A 17,278-nucleotide genomic window follows, 5' to 3' on the forward strand; every position below is an offset into this window, starting at 1 on the left:
CTCGTGCCGAACGTCGGCGTCGGACACCGAACCGTCACTGGCTACGGTGCCGAACCCGCAGGCGACGGACGTCGGAACAGGCAGGAGCAGCGGGTGTCGAAGCGCACGCGGAAGGTGTCGGCGAGTCGGGTGATCGAGGCCGACCGGCAGGCGATCTTCGACGTCCTGGCCGACCCGGCGATGCATCCGGTCATCGACGGATCCGGCACGGTCCGGGACGTGCAGTCGGGCGGGCCGGAGCGTCTCCACCTCGGCGCCAGGTTCGGGATGTCGATGAAGGTGGGCGTGCCCTACCGAATCCTCAACACCGTCGTGGAGTTCGAGGAGGGCCGCCGCATCGCCTGGCGCCACTTCCACGGCCACCGGTGGCGCTATGAACTCGAGGACACCACCACCGACGACGGCAGGCCGGCCACGCTCGTCACGGAGACCTTCGACTGGTCGCGCGCGCTGACCAAGGTCTGGCTCGACCTGTCGAGCTACCCGCGGCACAACCTCCAGGGCATCAAGAAGACCCTCGCGCGACTGGACGACCACGTGCGCGCCCGCGTCTGACGCGTCCGACCCGGCGACGACGGCCCGGCCAGGCCAGCCGGCCGGGTCAGCAGGCCGGCTCGGCGGCATCCGAGGAGGGCGCCGGACCTGCCACGGTCCGGGTCGCGTCCACGTAGACGGTGCCGTCGTGCACGATCGTCGGGTACTCCGCCAGCGACGCCGCGCCGCCCAGACCGCGGCCGGTCAGGTTCCAGACCCGCGCGCCGTCCTCGAGCCGGTTGGACGGCTCGCAGTAGGCGACCCCGGCTGCGTCGGCGAAGACCCGGATCCGCCCGCCGGCGGCCACCAGCACCGCGTCGAGGTCGTCCAGCGGCTGGCTCGCCGCCAGCTCGTCGATCTCGCCCACCGGTGTCCACGGGGCCGGTGGCGGCTCGCCGCTGCGCTGGAGGAACAGCACGCCGGCGGCGACGACGACCAGCCCCGCCAGGACGGACGCGACCACCCACTGCAGGCCGAGCGGCGCGCGCAGCACGATCTTGCGCGCACGCTTCGACGCCCGCTCCGGCAGGTAGCCGGAGGGGCCGAACTCCGGCCGCTGGCCGGTCTGCCTCGGGTCGCCCATGCTGCGGCGAACGGTACCGCCGCAGCACCGGGGCCCGGTGCGGGGTGGACGCTCGCCCGGGGCGGCTTGGATGGTCCTGCCAGGTGCCGACTATCCTCGCCGGGACGTGCGGCGCGCGGGACGAGGCGCCACACCCACGAGCTCGCGGCGCCGCGGTGGCGATCCCTCCAGGGCCCGCGCAGACGCGAACAGAAAGAGTCGACGATGGCGATCCGAGTCGTCGTGGCCAAGCCCGGGCTGGACGGTCACGACCGAGGTGCCAAGGTCGTCGCGCGAGCGCTGCGCGACGCGGGGATGGAGGTCATCTACACCGGCCTCCACCAGACCCCCGAACAGATCGTCAGCGCCACCCTCCAGGAGGACGCGCAGGCCGTCGGCCTGTCGATCCACTCGGGTGCGCACATGACGCTGTTCCCGAAGGTGGCCCGGCTCCTGCGCGAGGCCGGCGCCGACGACGTCGTCGTCTTCGGTGGCGGCATCATCCCCGAGGAGGACATCCCGCTGCTGAAGGAGCAGGGGATCGCGGCGATCTTCACGCCCGGCACGCCCATGAAGACCATCACCGACTGGGTGAAGGGCAACGTCCCCGAACGTGTCTGAGCCCGCCTGACGCGCCGCGCCCGCCAGGGACGCGGCGCTTCGTTCTTCCCGCCCCTTTCCGTACACCTGATCGAGGAGGCCCTCCGTGGACCTCGTGGAGTTCCAGGGCAAGCAGCTGTTCCGGCGCAACGGGGTGCCCGTGCCGCCGGAGGGCACCGCCTGCCGCACCGTCGACGAGGTCGAGGCGGCCGCACGCCGCTACATCGAGCAGGACGGGGCCTCGGCCGTCATGGTCAAGGCCCAGGTCAAGACCGGCGGTCGCGGCAAGGCCGGCGGGGTCAAGTACGCCCCCTCGGTCGACGCCGCCCGCGAGCACGCCGGCAACATCCTCGGGCTCGACATCAAGGGCCACACCGTCAACGTGGTCTACATCGAGCCCGCGTCGGACATCGCCGAGGAGTACTACCTGTCAGTGATGCACGACCGCGTCAACAAGGGCGAGCTGATCATCTGCTCGAAGGAAGGCGGTGTGGAGATCGAGGAGGTCAACCGCACCAACCCCGAGGCGGTGGTCAAGCGCACCGTGCTGCCCTCCGAGCGCGAGAACGGGCTGCCCCGCGAGCTCGCGCGGGAGATCATGTCCGAGGCGAAGATGCCCGAGGACGTCCGTGATGAGGCCGCGGACCTGCTGGTGCAGCTCTTCGACGCCTACCTCGCCGAGGACGCCACCCTCACGGAGATCAACCCGCTCATCAAGACCGAAGACGGGCGCATCATCGCGCTGGACGCCAAGGTCACGCTCGACAACAACGCCGCGTTCCGCCACGACGGCTACGAGGAGTGGCAGATCGAGGGCATCGACAACGACGACCCGCTGGAGGCCGAGGCCAAGGCCAAGGGCATCCAGTACGTCAAGCTCGACGGCAACGTCGGCGTGCTCGGCAACGGCGCCGGCCTGGTGATGGCCACCCTCGACGTCGTGGCGCAGAACGGCGGGCGGGCCGCGAACTTCCTCGACGTCGGCGGTGGCGCGTCGGCCGACGCGATGGCCGAGTCCCTCGGCCTCGTGCTCAAGGACCCCGACGTCAAGAGCGTGTTCGTCAACATCTTCGGTGGGATCACGCGCGGCGAAGAGGTCGCCAACGGCATCGTGGAGGCCACCAAGCGCCTCGGGGACTTCCCACAGAAGCTCGTCGTGCGCCTCGACGGCACCAACGCCGAGGAGGGCCGCCGGATCCTCGAGGAGGCGGACCTGCCCAGCGTCGTGTCGAGGCCGACGATGCAGGAAGCCGCCGCCGAGGCCGTCCGACTGGCGAGCGAGGCCTGAGCCGACCGACGAGCCGCACCCCGGGCACGGGGTGCCGACAACGCCCACCAGCGGCGTGAGGAGCAACTCGTGAGCATCTTCATCGACGAGAACACGAAGGTCGTCGTCCAGGGCATCGGGTCCCAGGGCACGTTCCACGCCAAGCGCAACCAGGCCTACGGCACCAAGGTCGTCGCCGGCACGCACCCGAAGAAGGGCGGCACGACCTGGGAGGGCCTCGACGTCCCGGTCTTCGCCACCGTCAAGGAGGCCGTGTCCGAGGCCGGCGCCAACACCTCGATGGTGATGGTCCCCGCACCCTTCACCAAGGACGCGATCCTGGAGGCCTACGAGGCCGGTATCCAGACCATCGTCGCCATCACCGAGGGGGTGCCGGTCCACGACATGACCGAGGTGTTCGACGTGGTCGTGCGCCGCGGCGGCGTCCGGCTGATCGGCCCCAACTGCCCGGGCCTGATCAGCCCCGGCAAGTCCAACGTCGGCATCATCCCGACCGACATCACCCAGCCGGGCAAGGTCGGGCTCGTGTCGCGCTCGGGGACGCTGACCTATCAGATCATGCACGAGCTGAACGAGGCCGGCATCGGCATCTCCACCTGTGTCGGCATCGGCGGCGACCCGGTCATCGGCACGCAGTTCCTCGATGTCATCAAGGCCTTCGCGGACGACCCGGAGACCGAGGCGATCGCGTTCGTCGGCGAGATCGGCGGCTCCGAGGAACAGATCGCCGGCGAGTGGATCCGCGACAACATCCCCGACACGCCGGTGGTCGGCTACATCGCCGGTTTCGAGGCGCCTCCGGGCAAGCAGATGGGCCACGCCGGCGCGATCGTCAAGGAAGGCGGGCCGAGCGGCGAGTCCGCGGCGGAGAAGAAGGAGATCCTCGAGGGCTACGGCATCGCCGTCGCCATGAACCCCTCCGAGGCCGCCCAGCTGATGATCCAGCGCCTGAACGCCTAGCTCCCGGGCCTTCGCCGCCCTGCTGCACCCGCGCCCCGGTCGATGCTCGGCCGGGGCGCCGGCATGTCACGCGGTGCCGAGCCGCGCGTCGTCGGACACCGGCATGCCGGGCAGGTCCGCCTCGGTGCGTGGCTGCGTGCGCGTGCCCTCGTCCTCGTCGTCCTCGTCGAGGTCCTCGAGGTGAACGACGCGGTCACGGCCGGCGCGCTTGGCGGCGTACAGGGCGCGGTCGGCGCCGGCGATCAGTTCGGCGCGGTCCAGCGCCGTCCCGACGGTGGTCGCGATCCCGAACGACGCGGTCACGGTGCCGAGGTCGCGGCCGTCCTCCGACTCGAACTCCAGGGCCCGGATGGCGTCGCCCAGCCGCTCGCAGGCGCGGCGGGCCTCGGGTGCCGAGGTGTCGACCAGGATGACCGCGAACTCCTCGCCGCCGTAGCGGCACACGACGTCGCTGGTGCGCAGCAGGTCCTGCGCCCGCCGCGACACCCCGACCAGCACCGCGTCACCGGTGGGATGTCCGTAGGTGTCGTTGATCCGCTTGAAGAAGTCGAGGTCGAACAGGGCGACGGACAGCACGCGCTGTTCGCCGAGGTCGGAGCTGCGCGACACGCGTGACAGCTCGGCGGTCAGCCGCTGCTGCAGGTAGCGGTGATTGGGCAGGCCAGTCAGCCCGTCCGTGGTCGCCATGGACCGCAGGTCGGCCTGCAACCGGGCGTTGTCCAGCAGCAGCGACGCCTCGTCGGCGAGCAGGCTCAGCCGCCGCAGGTCCCCGCCGCGCAGCGACGGGGCACCCAGCAGCGGCTTGTTCACCTCGGCGCTGATGACGGCCAGGAGCCGGCCGTCGATTCGCAACGGCAGTAGGGCCAGCGGGGCGTCGGGTCCGTGCGCACGCTGCAGGACGCCCGGGCGCACGTCGTTGCGCTTGACCAGCGTCGGCGTGTCGCGCTCCACGGCGGTGGCGATGGGATGCTCGGAAGGGGAGAGCAGGGCGGCTTCCTCGACGGCGTCGCCGCCGCCGTGCCCGGCCTGCGCCACCGGCTTCAGGCGTCCCTCGTGGGTCAGCCAGACGACCGCACCGCGGTAGTCGAGCTGGTCGACCATGGTGGTCGCCAACGCCTCGCAGACGCGGTCAACGCCACGTCGCGGGTCGAGTTGCCGGGTGACCTGGCGCAGCATCGTGAGGTCGGTCAGCCAGCGGCGCAGGTCGCGCTCGGTGACGCCGTTGAGCACCCCCACCAGGCCGGTGACCGCCCACAGCCCCAGCAGCAACCAGACGGCGCGCAGGTCCGGGTCCAGCGCCAGCGCGAGGCTGCCGTCGACGGGCCGCACGGCGTCGACCGCCTGCGGCAGGGTCGGCGGGTCGACCGAGCGCACCCACAGCAACGCGATACTGAGCACGGCAGCGATCCGCACGCCACCGCCCCACCCGAACACGAGCGTGACGGCGACGGCCTCGGCCAGCACCAGCCAGGCCAGCGGGCTCGCGATACCGCCGGTCACCGCCAGCACCACCGCGATCGCGGCGGCGTCCATCAGCGCGGTCAGTTCGATGACCGCGGGCAGGGCGTCCCGGCGCTGCGAGGCGATCAGGCTGACGGCGTTGACGACGAGGTGACCGACGGCGACGGCCACCAGTAGCGAGGCGCCGGCGGGATCGACGAGGTCGCGACCCAGCGTGGCGAGGTACAGGGCGAAGACCGCCAGGGCCAGCAGCCGACCGACCGTGACCGCGCGCAACCGCGCTCCGCGAGTGACGTCGTCAGAGGCGGTGGCGCTCACGGACTCCCTCCTGGCCGGGCTCCCCGGACACCGACATGGGTAGCAGACCAGGACGGAAGCGGCGCTGAAGCGCCAGGTAGCTGGCCAGTGCCAGGACCAGACCGATCGGGACACCGAAGTTGCGCACCGGCGCCGGCAGCGTCTCGATCGCTCGCCGCGCCTCGTTCAGCAGCGCACCGCCGGCCTCGCCGGCGCGCGACAGCCGTTCCCCGATACCGCCACTCAGCACGTCTGGCGACTGAGGCGTTCCCGCGGCCGCGACCGGGGTCCCCTGGTCGGATTCAGCGTCGTTGCCGTCCGCCGTGTCCGCGGCGTCGGCGGCGTCGGCGGCTTCCGACACCGCGGCGGGGGCGGGACTGGGCGACGGCGGGGTCGTGTCCGGGCCAGCGGCGAGGTCCTCGGGCGGCAGGGCCGGCGGGGGCACACGCGTCCCGGCGCGCTCCGCGGGCGTCTCCGATGGGCGTGGCGCCGGCGAGCTCGGCCGGTCCGACGGCGAGGGGCGCGTGGGCTGCTCGGTGGCGGGCGGCGTCCCGTCACCGCCGACCGGCGTCCGACTGCGGGTCAGCGGCGTCTCCGAGCTGCTGCGCTGCTGCGCGCCGCCGGGGCCGGAGGTGTTGGTGCGCGCGTCGGCCTTCACGGTGCCCTTCGCGGCATCGGCGACGGCGTTCCCACGCGTCTGCGTGGTGGTCTTCTTCCCGTCGGGTCCGGTGACCTGGGTCTTCGTCTTCACCGACACCTTGACCGAGTCCGCGCCGACCTGGTCGTTCCCCTTGCCGTTGCCCTTGGCCTTGCCGTTGCCGTTGGCCTTTCCGTTCGCGGCGCCCTTGGCCGCGGCCTTGCCGGCGTTGCCCTTGCCGTTGTCGGTCCGTACCTCGACACGGGTGCGCACCTTGCCGTCGACCTCGATGCGCACCTCGACCCGGCCGTTGCCGTTGTCCTTGATGCGAACCTGCGCGTTCGACGGCGCGTCCGCGAGCAGCTTGTCGATCTGCCCGTCGACGCCCAGGTCGGCAAGTGCGCGCAGGGCCGCGCGTGTGAGCTCGTCGTGGGACGACTGCACGGCCGCTCGGCCGTTGCCGTTGTCGGCGTGGCCGGCGACGGGGAAGCCGACGAGCAGCACGACCAGCAGGGCCAGCGAGAGAAGTCTCGCCGTCCGGAATCCGGGTCGTGAAGGCAGCATCGGCTCGAGGGCCCCCGTGGTCGGCACGTGGCCTCGCAATCGGCACCTGCGAGACCCACTTGAGCGTCCGTGCGAGATGCGCACGATCGATGAATTTCGGAACTCTAGCCCGGCCTCCGAAGCGCAATCGCGATGGGCGCCACGCATCGCCAGATGCGAGCGGAAGCGCGGGCATGACACCGCGGCGCATCGGCTCCGCCGCGGTGCGGCAGCGGCAGCGCGGGCACCTCCGCCTCGACGGCCGGAACGAAACGGACCCCCGGCTGGGGGGCCGGGGGTCCGTTCAAACCGGGACGCGCGGGGCACGGCGTCGACCGGCTGTGAGCGCCCTTGGGGGAAGGGTGTGCTCACTGGCGCGCCACCCGATGGGGCGTCGGGAATGATCGGCGCGCACTGGCGGTCAGGGGCGGACCGCCTACACGTGATTCAACGCGTCTCCCGCGGCGAGGGTGCCCGTCCGTGCGTCGTTCGCACAAGTGGGCGCGTGGTTCGACTCCTGGCGCCCTCTACGCTCGGAGACGACCGGGAACGAGGTGCCTGCCATGGACGTCGCCGCGTCGCTGTCGCGCACCGCCGAGGGAGCCCTGGCAGCCGCCGAAGCGGCCGACGCCGTCGCCGTCGGCCTCGGCGGCACCTGCGATCTCGCCGTCGTGTTCGTCCGGCCCGAGCACGCCGAGGAGCTCGAGGCGATCGGCGTCGCCGTGGAGACCCGGCTGGAACCGGGCGTCCTCGTCGGCGCCGTGTCCCAGGGCGTGGTGGGCCCCGACGCCGAGGTGGAATCCGGACCCGGCGTGGTCGTCTGGGGCGCCAGCATGCCCGGCGGACGGTTGCAGCCGTTCCGGTCCTGGGCGATCCGCACACCCGAGGGCGGAATGGCCGTCGCCGGCTGGCCCGACCCCCATCCGGACGACACCGTGCTCGTGCTCGCGGACCCGCTGTCGTTTCCCGCCGCCGAAGTCGCGATCCGCATCGGCGAGCGTGGCCGGGGGCCGACCCTGATCGGCGGGCTGGTCACGGGCGGCGCGGGGCTGAGCCGCTTCCTCCTCGACGGCCAGGTGCACGACGACGGTGCCGTCGGCGTCGTCCTGCGCGGCGTGGCGACGCGACCGGTCGTGTCCCAGGGCTGCCGGCCGATCGGGGAGCCGTTGACCGTCACGGCCGTCGACCGCAACCGCATCCTGGAGCTGGGTGGTGTGCCGGCGACCCGGCGTCTGCAGGAGCTCCTCGACGAGGTGGACGACACCGAACGTGCGCTGCTGGAGCGCGGCGGGCTCCAGGTCGGACTCGTCGTCGACGAGGTGCGCGACCGCTACACCACCGGCGACTTCCTCGTCCGCGGCGTGCTCGCCGTCGACCCGGAGCACGGCAGCGTCACCGTGGGCGACCTGCCGCGGGTCGGCCAGACGGTGCAGTTCCAGGTCCGCGACGCGAGCACCGCGCACGACGACCTGGCCGCGTCGCTGGCCGGTGTCGGGCCCGCCGCCGGCGCGCTGCTGTTCACGTGCACGGGCCGTGGGCAGGGCCTGTTCGGCGTGCCCGACCACGACGTGCAACTGGTCCGTGGGGCGCTGGGCGGCACGGTCGGCGGGGCGTTCTGCGCCGGCGAGCTCGGGCCGGTTGGCGACCGCTCGCATCTGCACGGCTACACCGCGTCCATGCTGGTCTTCGACGCGCACGACGTCCGTCAGCGCGGGACGTAACGCCCACGAAACGGTCGTGACACGGCCGGGACACCGCCCTGTCCGATGCTGCCGCGACCACGGCGACGCCGTGGCCGGTGGCGGGAGCGCCCGTCGCCGGCGCCGCGCGGTGCTCCGGCGACGGACGCGCCAGCAACAGGAGGACGACGTGAAGCTCGTCACCGCGATCGTGAAGCCGCACAAGCTCGACCAGGTCAAGGAGGCGCTGCAGGACCTCGGCATCCAGGGCCTGACCGTCGGCGAGGTACGCGGCTACGGCCGCCAGCGCGGTCACACCGAGGTGTACCGGGGCGCCGAGTACACGGTCGAGTTCGTACCGAAGGTCAAGCTGGAGATCCTCGCGTCCGACGGGCAGGTCGACGACGTGGTGGAGACCATCGTCAAGCACGCCCAGACCGGCCAGGTGGGTGACGGCAAGGTCTTCGTCACCCCGGTGGAGCAGGTCGTGCGGATCCGGACCGGGGAGCGCGACGGCGACGCCATCTGACGATGCTCGACCGTCGCCCTGCCGCCGCGCCGCCCACCCCCGACCACGGGGACGCGCCTCCGGCCCCCGCGGTTCCCGATGAGGCGGCCGCAGTCGCGGACTGGTTGCGCGAGCGTGGCGAGGCCCTGCGGGCCGCCGGGCCGCCGCCGGGCCGCGCGTGGTGCGAGGCGTGGAGCGGCGCGGTCGACCAGGCGCTGTGCCGGCTGGCCGCCCGCGTGGTCGACGGCCACCGGCTGTCCGTGGTCGCCGTGGGCGGCTACGGCCGGCGTGAGCTGTGTCCCACCTCGGACGTGGACCTGCTGCTCCTGCACGACCGGCTGGAGCAGCCGGCGCTCGAGTTCGCCGTCCGCGAGATCGTCTACCCGCTGTGGGACGCCGGGCTGCGCGTCGGCTACGCCGTGCGCAACCGGCGCGAAGCGATCGGCGCGGTCGACGACGTCGACACGGCCACCTCGATGTTGGACCTGCGCACCGTCGCCGGGGACCGGCACTTCACCCATCTGGTGCAGGTCGAGGTGCTGCGGCGGCTGCGACAGCGCCCGCACCGGTTCCTCGAGGCGCTGCGCCGGGCCGACGTCGCGCGGCGGCGCAAGGCCGGGGACGCGGCCGAGGCGCTCGAACCGGACCTGAAGAACGGTGCCGGTGGGCTGCGCGACGTGCAGTCGCTGGCGTGGGCCGCGGCCGCCCTGGTGGGGGTGGCCGGGCTCGACCCGCTCGTGCCGGCCGGCTACCTCGGTGCCGCCGACCGTCCCCGCCTGGTCCGCGCCCGCGACCGGCTGCTGGCCGCCCGCGTCGCCCTGCACCTCGTGACCGCCGAGCTGCAGGGCACCGTCGGCAACGGCACGCGCAACGAGGTGCTGCGCCTGGAACTGCAGGACGCGGTGGCGGCCCGGTTGGGCTACGAGGACCGCGGCGCGAACGACCTGGCCGCGCACGACCTGCTGCGCGAGCTGTTCCTCGCCGCCCGCACCGTCGACCACGTCCACCGCCGGGCCTGGTCGCTGATCGACGCCGACCGAGCCCGCGGCGCGCGCCGGCGACGTCGCCCCACCCAACGCGAGCACGACGGGTTCGAACTGGTCGACGGGGTGCTGCGCCTACCCGAGGGTCAGGACCTCGCCGAGTCGCAGCTGCCGTCCCGGCTGTTCACGGCGCTGGCCGACACCGGCGCGGTCCTGGACCGTGCCAGCGCGGCCCGGCTGCGACGGCGGGCCGAGGAGGTCACCGTGCCGTGGCCGTGGTCCGACCAGCAGCGGGAACGCTTCGTCCGGGTGCTGTGGCGTGGGCAGATCATGCTGCCGGCGCTGGCGGAGCTCGACGACGTCGGCGTGCTGGGCGCGCTGCTGCCGGAGTGGGAGGCGCTGCGCGGACGCCCCCAGCGCAACCCCTACCACCGCTACAGCCTCGACCGGCACGCCTGGCACGCCGCCGCCCACCTCGGCGACCTCGTGCGCCGCGAACCGTGGGCCGCCGAGGCGCGGCGGCTGGTCGGCGACCGCGAAGGGCTGCTGCTGGGCGTGCTGCTGCACGACGTCGGCAAGGCCGTCGGCGAACCGCACAGCGAGACCGGCATACCGCTCGCGACGGCCATCGCCGCACGTATGGGCGCCTCGGCTGGCACCATCGGCCTGGTCGGGCGTCTCGTGCGCCTGCACCTGCTGCTGCCGGACGCGGCGCGCAAGCGCGACGTCACCGACCCGGAACTGGTGCGTCGCCTCGCCTCAGAGGTGGGGGACCGCTCCACGCTCGCGTGCTTGCATCTGCTGTCCGCAGCGGACGGTCTGGCAACCGGGCCGACTGCCTGGACGACGTGGACGGCCAGCCTGGTGCACACCCTCATCACGAAAGTCAGCGCAGTGCTCGAGGAGCAGGACGGCCGTGCCGTCAGCGTCCAGGACCGCGAACGGGAGGCCGCCGTGGCGACGGTGCGCGAGGCCCAGCGTCTGGCACCGGAGCTGGGCGCCGACGCGGGGGCCGTGCGCGAGCACCTCGCCCTGCTGCCGACCCGCTACGCCCGGTCCGTGTCGCCGCGGGCGGTGGTGCGCCACACGTTGATGACGGCCGTGCCGCCCGGGCCGACCGAGGTCCGCACCCGCGTCACGCCCGGCGAGGACGTGCCCGAGGACGAGGGCCGCGTCGACGAGCTGGACGTCGTGGCGCTGGACCACCCCGGCTGGTTCGCCAAGGTGGCCGGCGTCGTCGCGCTGCACGCCGGGTCGATCCTGGCGGCGGATGCCTTCAGCCGCGAGGACGGTCTCGCGGTCGACACCTTCAAGGTCCGCCCGCCCGAGGGGGCGGCCGGCGCCTGGTGGGCGGCGGTGGAAGGCGACCTGGCCGAGGCCGCCGCCGGCAAGCTCGCCATCCGGGCCCGCGTGTTGCGTCAGGCCCGGGCCGCCTCAGCACGGCTGCGCGGTGTCCGGGTACCGACCACCATCACGTCGGAGCCGGACCCGGCCGGGCGGGCCACGCTGGTCGAGGTCCACACGCTCGACCGTGTCGGCGTGCTGTATTCGATCGCGACGGCGCTGGCGGAGCTGGAACTCGACATCGTCGTCGCGCGCATCCAGACGCTCGGGCGCGAGGCCGTGGACGTGTTCGCGGTACGCGACGGCGACGGCAGGCCGCTCGACGAACACCACCTCGCCGAACTGCGGCTGGCGGTCGACGCCGCCATAGAGGAGCTCGGCCCGGTCGGGGCGATCTGACCCGCCGCCGACGCCTGCCGGCGCCCGGCGGCGGCTGTCGGCGTGCGGTATCGGCTGATCTGACCGGCCGGCGGCGGCCGCCTACCCTGCGCGACGGTGCGGGCGCGTTCGCGACCTGCCCTCCTCCTCCCTCACCCGTGCGGAGCCGAACGTGTCCGACGTCTCGTCACAGCCGGCATCGAGCTCGCTCGACGCCCCCAGGATCGCTCCCGCCGAGGGCAAGCTCGGCGTCATCTGCGTCGGGCTCGGCGCCGTCGCCACCACCTTCATCGCCGGCGTGGAGCTCATCCGCCGCGGGATGGCGGAGCCGATCGGCTCGCTCAGCCAGCTGGGCACGATCCGCCTCGGCAAGCGCACCGACGAGCGGGCGCCGCTGATCAAGGACTTCGTGCCGCTCGCCGACCTCGACGACATCGTGTTCGGTGCCTGGGACCCGTTCGAGGACGACGCCTACGTCTCGGCCGCCAACGCCGGCGTGCTGGACGTCGCCCGCCACCTGGAGCCGATCGCCGACGCGCTGCGCGAGATCCGGCCGATGAAGGCCGCCTTCGACCCGGCCTACGTGAAGAAGCTCGACGGCCCGAACGTGAAGTCCGACACTTCGAAGCGGGCGCTGCTGGAGGGCGTGCGCGCCGACCTGCGCGACTTCCGCGAGCAGCACGGCTGCGACCGCATGGTGATGATCTGGTGCGGCTCGACCGAGGTCTACATCGAGCCGGGCGCCGCCCACCAGGACCTGGAGGCGTTCGAGGCGGCGATCGACGCGGACGACCCCGCGATCAGCCCGTCGATGCTGTATGCGTACGCGGCGCTGCTGGAGGGCGTGCCGTTCGCCAACGGTGCCCCGAACCTGACCGTCGACACGCCGGTGCTGCGCCAGTTCGCGTCCGACAACGACGTGCCGATCTGCGGCAAGGACTTCAAGACCGGCCAGACGATGGTCAAGACCGTGCTGGCGCCGATGTTCAAGGCCCGCATGCTCGGGATGGCCGGCTGGTACTCGACCAACATCCTCGGCAACCGCGACGGCGAGGTGCTGGACGACCCGGAGTCGTTCAAGACCAAGGAGACGTCCAAGCTGGGCGTGCTGGACACGATCCTGCAGCCGGAGAAGTACCCGCAGCTCTACGGCGACCTCCACCACGTCGTGCGGATCAACTACTACCCGCCGCGCGGCGACAACAAGGAGGGCTGGGACAACATCGACTTCTTCGGCTGGCTCGGCTACCCGATGCAGCTGAAGGTCGACTTCCTGTGCCGTGACTCGATCCTCGCCGCGCCGCTGTGCCTCGACCTCGCACTGTTCCTCGACCTCGCCCAGCGGGCCGGGATGAGCGGCATCCAGGAGTGGCTCAGCTTCTACTTCAAGGCGCCGCAGGTCGCCCCGGGCCTGTATCCCGAGCACGACCTGTTCATCCAGCAGACCAAGCTCAAGAACACCCTGCGCTGGCTGATGGGCGAGGAGCAGATCACCCACCTCGGCGTCGAGTACTACGCCGACGACTACCTCCCCGACTCCTGACCGCGCCGTCCGGCAGCGGGGACGGCTGCGCGACCGGCCGCCCCGTACCCGTTCGTCGGTGTGACGCCAGCCATTCGGTGTGACGCCACCCGTTCCGTGCGACGCCAGCGTCGCATCGTTGCGAGGTTGGCGTCACATCGGCATCCAGGCGTCACTTCGCCCGGCAGGCGGGCAACGGTTGTCCACAGGCTTCGGGCCGCCCAAATCGGCAAGGCGCGTGCCCGCCCGCACGATGCGTGCCATGAGCACGGTCGACGAACGAGCCATCAGAGCGGCCAGCGGGCAGCGCGGACTGCTGACGCGGTCACAACTCGCCGAGGCGGGCGTGTCCCCGTCCACGATCGCCAGACGTCTGTCGAAGGGACGGTGGACCGAGAAGATCCCCGGCGTGATCGACCTCGGCACCCATGAGCACACGTGGCGGCGCCATCTGCAGCAGCTGCTGCTCGCGGCGGGCCCGGAGTCGTGGGTCTCCCACCTGTCGGCTGCGCACCTGCACGCCTTCCTCGACATCGAGGAGCCACCGACCCACGACGTCGTCGTCCGGCGCGGCCGTCATCCGCGCGTCGGCACCAGCACCCTGCACACGACGACGGCGCTCGACGAGGACGAGACGACCGTCGTGGGTGGGCTGCGCTGCACGACGAAGGCACGCACGTTGCTGGACGTCGCCCCGCAGTTCGGTCTGGAGTCGCTCGAGCGGCTCGCGGCCGATCTCGCACGGAAGGACCGCCAGGCGTTCCGCCAGCTCGGGACGGTGCTGGCGCGCAGCGCAGGGAGCAGAGGCCGGCGTCGGCTGCTGACCGCGCTCTCGCGGCTGCCGGACGACGTCGCCAAGCTCGGCTCGCCTCTGGAGGTGATCGGCGTACCGGTCCTCATGCGGAACGGCGCCCCGCAACCGAAGCTGCAATACCGCGTGCGCGACGCCGGCGGTTCGGTCATCAAGCGGGTGGACGCGGCCTGGCCGCGACTGTGGACCATCGTCGAGTTCGACGGCGGCGCCTGGCACGACACGACGGCCGCACGAGCCCACGACGAGGCGGCGCGAGATCGGATGCGGGCGCTCGGGTGGACCGTCGAGGTGCTCCGTTTCCAGGACCTCGACGGACCCCGACCGGCGCAGATCGCCGCGCGACTCCGTGAGCTGCACGCGGCGCAGTGACGCCAGCACGTCACGGAGACGTCGGACTCGCATCCGTGCTCGTCTGGCGTCACCGTGACGCCTTCACCGCACCCTGTTCCGAGGGCCGAGCACGCGGAGCCGCCAGCCGTGAAGTGGAACAGGCCTAGGGCCGGCCTCGCGGGTGGCCAAGGTCCCGAGTCGCCATCGCTTACCTTGGACCCGGTGAGGGAGGTGGTCGGGGTGGCGAGCAAGGGACGCAAGCGCAGGCAGCCCCGGCCCTGGCAACAGCCCGGCGCGGACCGGCCGGGACCCGACCCCGCCCTCGCGCGTCGACGGGAGTGCGGCACCAAGGTCGCGCACGCCAACCGGATCGCCGCCGAGCAGGCGGCGCTGGAGCACGAGCACCTGCACGGCGAGCCGAAGGGCGTCTACCAGTGCCGCTTCTGCGGCCGCTGGCACGTCGGCTCGCCCGGCTGAGTGCCGAGCGGACCCGAGAGGCCATGCTCGCTCACCCGCTCGAGCGGCTGAACGTCAGGTGCGTGACGCCGCTCGGTGACGGCGTCGCCTCGATGGCGTATTCCTGTTCGAGGGCCTCGAGTCCGTACCAGAGGCGCACGCCGCGACCGAGCACGATCGGCACCACCACGACGTGCAGGTGGTCGACGAGTCCGGCTGCGACGAAGTCCCGGACGGTCGTGACACCGCCGCCGATGCGGACGTCCAGACCGTCGGCCGCCTCGCGCGCCGCGTCGAGTGCCTCGGCCGGCGAGGCGTCGACGAAGTGGAAGGTCGTGCCGCCCTCCATCTCGAGCGGCGCCCGCGGGTGGTGGGTGAGGACGAAGACCGGCGTGTGGAAGGGTGGGTTGGGGCCCCACCAGCCCGTCCAATCGGGATCCTCGTGCCAGCCGGGGTAGCCGTACTTGCCGGCGCCCATGATCTCGGCACCGATCCCCGGCTCGTGTTCGCGGGCGATGGCGTCGTCGACGCCGTCGCTCCCGCCCGGCTTCCAGAACCGCGTGGCGAACATCCACTCGTGCAGCCGTTCACCGGCGTGTCCGAACGGGGCCTCACGGCTCTGGCGCTCACCGGTGCCGAAGCCGTCGAGTGAGACGGAGAAGTTGTGGACGCGGGTTCGAGACACGGTCGTGCTCCTCGGTGGTCGGTGGTCGACGCCGCTCGGGGGGCGGGGACTCTCGTGGGGCAGACGACGCGGAGGGCCGGAACTCGTCGCGACCGCGCGGTCGGGGTCAGCCTCCTGGGCGCCGGAGCACACGACGACGGCCCGCCGGGATCCCGGCGGGCCGTCGAGGGTGACGGTGGGTCAGAGCGGCGTCAGAGGATGCCGCCCTCGGTCATGCGCTTGTAGTCCAGCACGCGGTCGAGGGTCTCCTCGGACACGCCGTCCTCCTGCGCCACCTCGCGCAGCGTCTTGCCCTCCTTGTGGGCCTGCTTGGCCAGGGCGGCGGAGCGCTCGTAGCCGATCTCCGGGACCAGCGCGGTGACCTGCATCAGGGACCGCTCGACCAGCCGGGGGCCCTGGTCGGTGGCCTCCGTGCCGTCGATGCACTTCTCGACGAAGACCCGGCTGACCGCCGCGAGCAGCCGCTCGGACTCGATGACGTTGCGGGCCATCAGCGGGATCATGACGTTGAGTTCGAGCTCGCCGGAGAGCCCGCCGACCGTCACGGCCGCGTCGTTGCCGATGACCTGCGCGGCGACCTGGCGCACCGACTCCGGGATCACCGGGTTGACCTTGCCCGGCATGATCGACGAGCCCGGCTGGATCTCCGGCAGCTGGAGCTCGTACAGGCCGGTGCGCGGCCCGGACGCGAGCCAGCGCACGTCGTTGGCGATCTTGATGAGGCTGACCGCGACGGTCTTGAGGGCGCCGGAGATCTCCACCAGCGCGTCACGGGCGCCCTGTGCCTCGAAGTGGTCCTCGGCCTCACGGAACGGCAGTTCGGTTCGCTCGGCCATCAGCTCGATGACGCGGTCGACGAACCCGGGCGGGCAGTTGAGCCCGGTTCCGACGGCGGTGCCGCCCAGCGCGAGCTCGTAGACGGAGTCCAGCGACTTCTCGATGCGGGCCACGCCCAGCTCGATCTGGCGCGCGTAGCCGCCGAACTCCTGCCCGAGCGTGACCGGGGTCGCGTCCATGAGGTGGGTGCGCCCGGACTTGACGACGTCGGCCCACTCGTCGGACTTGCGCCGCAGCGAGGCGGCCAGCTCCTGCAACGCCGGGATGGTCTCGTTCTTGGCCACCCGCGCGACCGCGACGTGCACGGAGGTCGGGAAGGTGTCGTTGGACGACTGCGAGGCGTTGACGTGGTCGTTGGGGTGCACCTTGCCCGACGACAGGTCCTCGCCCAGCAGCTGCTTGGCGCGGTTGGCCACGACCTCGTTGACGTTCATGTTCGTCGAGGTGCCCGAGCCGGTCTGGAACACGTCGACCGGGAAGTGCTCGTCGAGTTGGCCGTCGATGACCTCGTCGGCGGCGCGGCGGATGGCGTCGGCCACCTCGGCGTCGACGACCCCCGACTCCTCGTTGGCGGTGGCGGCGGCCCACTTCAGCATGGCGTGGGCGTGCACGACCTCCAGCGGGACGGGCTGACCGGAGACGGGAAAGTTCTCCACGGCGCGCTGGGTGCTCGCGCCCCACAGCGCCTCCACGGGGATCTGCATCTCACCCATCGTGTCGCGGGCCGTACGGAACTGCTGGTCAGCCATTCGAGGGACCTCGTCGTCGACGTCGGCGAATGCGGGAGCAGGCGGCGTGCGCCGGGCCCGCGGAAGACGCCGACAGGCTAAGCGGGCGGACGACGCGGCACGAACCGGCCG

15 protein-coding genes are annotated in these 17,278 nt (G+C 72.4%); 10 read left to right on the forward strand and 5 right to left on the reverse strand.

Annotation, left to right across the window (positions count from 1 at the left end; genetic code table 11):
- The first annotated feature begins 93 nt into the window (after positions 1 to 93).
- The gene (locus ACERM0_RS05920) at positions 94 to 555 is read left to right on the forward strand and encodes an SRPBCC family protein (protein WP_373677622.1); all 462 of its coding nucleotides are present in this window, start codon (positions 94 to 96) and stop codon (positions 553 to 555) included.
- Positions 556 to 601: 46 nt separating this feature from the next.
- Here the strand turns inward: ACERM0_RS05920 and ACERM0_RS05925 are convergent, their stop codons facing one another.
- Complete coding sequence (locus tag ACERM0_RS05925; protein ID WP_373677623.1) at positions 602 to 1,117, reverse strand: hypothetical protein; 516 nt, start codon at positions 1,115 to 1,117, stop codon at positions 602 to 604.
- A gap of 204 nt (positions 1,118 to 1,321) precedes the next feature.
- Here ACERM0_RS05925 and ACERM0_RS05930 point away from each other — a divergent pair, with 204 nt between their 5' ends.
- The 3 genes from ACERM0_RS05930 (at position 1,322) to sucD (ending at position 3,944) form a co-directional block, all read left to right on the forward strand.
- Positions 1,322 to 1,717 (forward strand): cobalamin B12-binding domain-containing protein, encoded by a 396-nt coding sequence (locus tag ACERM0_RS05930; RefSeq protein WP_373677624.1) that lies wholly within the window; start codon positions 1,322 to 1,324, stop codon positions 1,715 to 1,717.
- A gap of 85 nt (positions 1,718 to 1,802) precedes the next feature.
- Complete coding sequence (gene sucC, locus ACERM0_RS05935) at positions 1,803 to 2,984, forward strand: ADP-forming succinate--CoA ligase subunit beta (protein ID WP_373677625.1); 1,182 nt, start codon at positions 1,803 to 1,805, stop codon at positions 2,982 to 2,984.
- 69 nt (positions 2,985 to 3,053) lie between these two features.
- Positions 3,054 to 3,944, forward strand: coding sequence for a succinate--CoA ligase subunit alpha (gene sucD / locus ACERM0_RS05940; RefSeq protein WP_373677626.1), 891 nt, complete (start codon positions 3,054 to 3,056; stop codon positions 3,942 to 3,944).
- Between the two features lie 66 nt (positions 3,945 to 4,010).
- Here the strand turns inward: sucD and ACERM0_RS05945 are convergent, their stop codons facing one another.
- Together ACERM0_RS05945 and ACERM0_RS05950 are read right to left on the reverse strand one after the other, a co-directional pair.
- Positions 4,011 to 5,723, reverse strand: coding sequence for a diguanylate cyclase (locus ACERM0_RS05945; protein WP_373677627.1), 1,713 nt, complete (start codon positions 5,721 to 5,723; stop codon positions 4,011 to 4,013).
- Complete coding sequence (locus tag ACERM0_RS05950; RefSeq protein WP_373677628.1) at positions 5,704 to 6,930, reverse strand: hypothetical protein; 1,227 nt, start codon at positions 6,928 to 6,930, stop codon at positions 5,704 to 5,706. Before ACERM0_RS05950 ends, ACERM0_RS05945 begins: the two co-directional genes overlap by 20 nt.
- A gap of 515 nt (positions 6,931 to 7,445) precedes the next feature.
- Here ACERM0_RS05950 and ACERM0_RS05955 point away from each other — a divergent pair.
- The 6 genes from ACERM0_RS05955 (at position 7,446) to ACERM0_RS05980 (ending at position 14,917) form a co-directional block, all read left to right on the forward strand.
- Entirely contained in the window at positions 7,446 to 8,603 is a 1,158-nt protein-coding gene (locus ACERM0_RS05955; RefSeq protein ID WP_373677629.1) for an FIST N-terminal domain-containing protein, read from the forward strand.
- A 148-nt stretch (positions 8,604 to 8,751) separates the two neighbouring features.
- Complete coding sequence (locus ACERM0_RS05960; protein ID WP_373677630.1) at positions 8,752 to 9,090, forward strand: P-II family nitrogen regulator; 339 nt, start codon at positions 8,752 to 8,754, stop codon at positions 9,088 to 9,090.
- 2 nt (positions 9,091 to 9,092) lie between these two features.
- A complete protein-coding gene (glnD, locus tag ACERM0_RS05965) occupies positions 9,093 to 11,795 on the forward strand; it encodes a [protein-PII] uridylyltransferase (RefSeq protein WP_373677631.1) in 2,703 nt (900 codons plus the stop codon).
- Between the two features lie 151 nt (positions 11,796 to 11,946).
- A complete protein-coding gene (locus tag ACERM0_RS05970) occupies positions 11,947 to 13,317 on the forward strand; it encodes an inositol-3-phosphate synthase (protein ID WP_373677632.1) in 1,371 nt (456 codons plus the stop codon).
- A gap of 241 nt (positions 13,318 to 13,558) precedes the next feature.
- A complete protein-coding gene (locus tag ACERM0_RS05975; protein ID WP_373677633.1) occupies positions 13,559 to 14,479 on the forward strand; it encodes a type IV toxin-antitoxin system AbiEi family antitoxin domain-containing protein in 921 nt (306 codons plus the stop codon).
- Between the two features lie 201 nt (positions 14,480 to 14,680).
- On the forward strand, positions 14,681 to 14,917 hold the full coding sequence (locus tag ACERM0_RS05980; RefSeq protein ID WP_373677634.1) for a hypothetical protein: 237 nt from the start codon (positions 14,681 to 14,683) through the stop codon (positions 14,915 to 14,917).
- 31 nt (positions 14,918 to 14,948) lie between these two features.
- On the opposite strand, the gene ACERM0_RS05985 is transcribed toward ACERM0_RS05980, so the two are convergent.
- Positions 14,949 to 15,581, reverse strand: a complete 633-nt coding sequence (locus ACERM0_RS05985) for a dihydrofolate reductase family protein (RefSeq protein ID WP_373677635.1) — start codon at positions 15,579 to 15,581, stop codon at positions 14,949 to 14,951.
- Positions 15,582 to 15,772: 191 nt separating this feature from the next.
- Positions 15,773 to 17,167 (reverse strand): class II fumarate hydratase, encoded by a 1,395-nt coding sequence (locus tag ACERM0_RS05990; protein WP_373677636.1) that lies wholly within the window; start codon positions 17,165 to 17,167, stop codon positions 15,773 to 15,775.
- Positions 17,168 to 17,278: the final 111 nt, after the last annotated feature.

Origin of the sequence: Egicoccus sp. AB-alg2 (genome assembly GCF_041821065.1) — a bacterium.
In the GTDB taxonomy this organism is placed as follows: domain Bacteria; phylum Actinomycetota; class Nitriliruptoria; order Nitriliruptorales; family Nitriliruptoraceae; genus Egicoccus.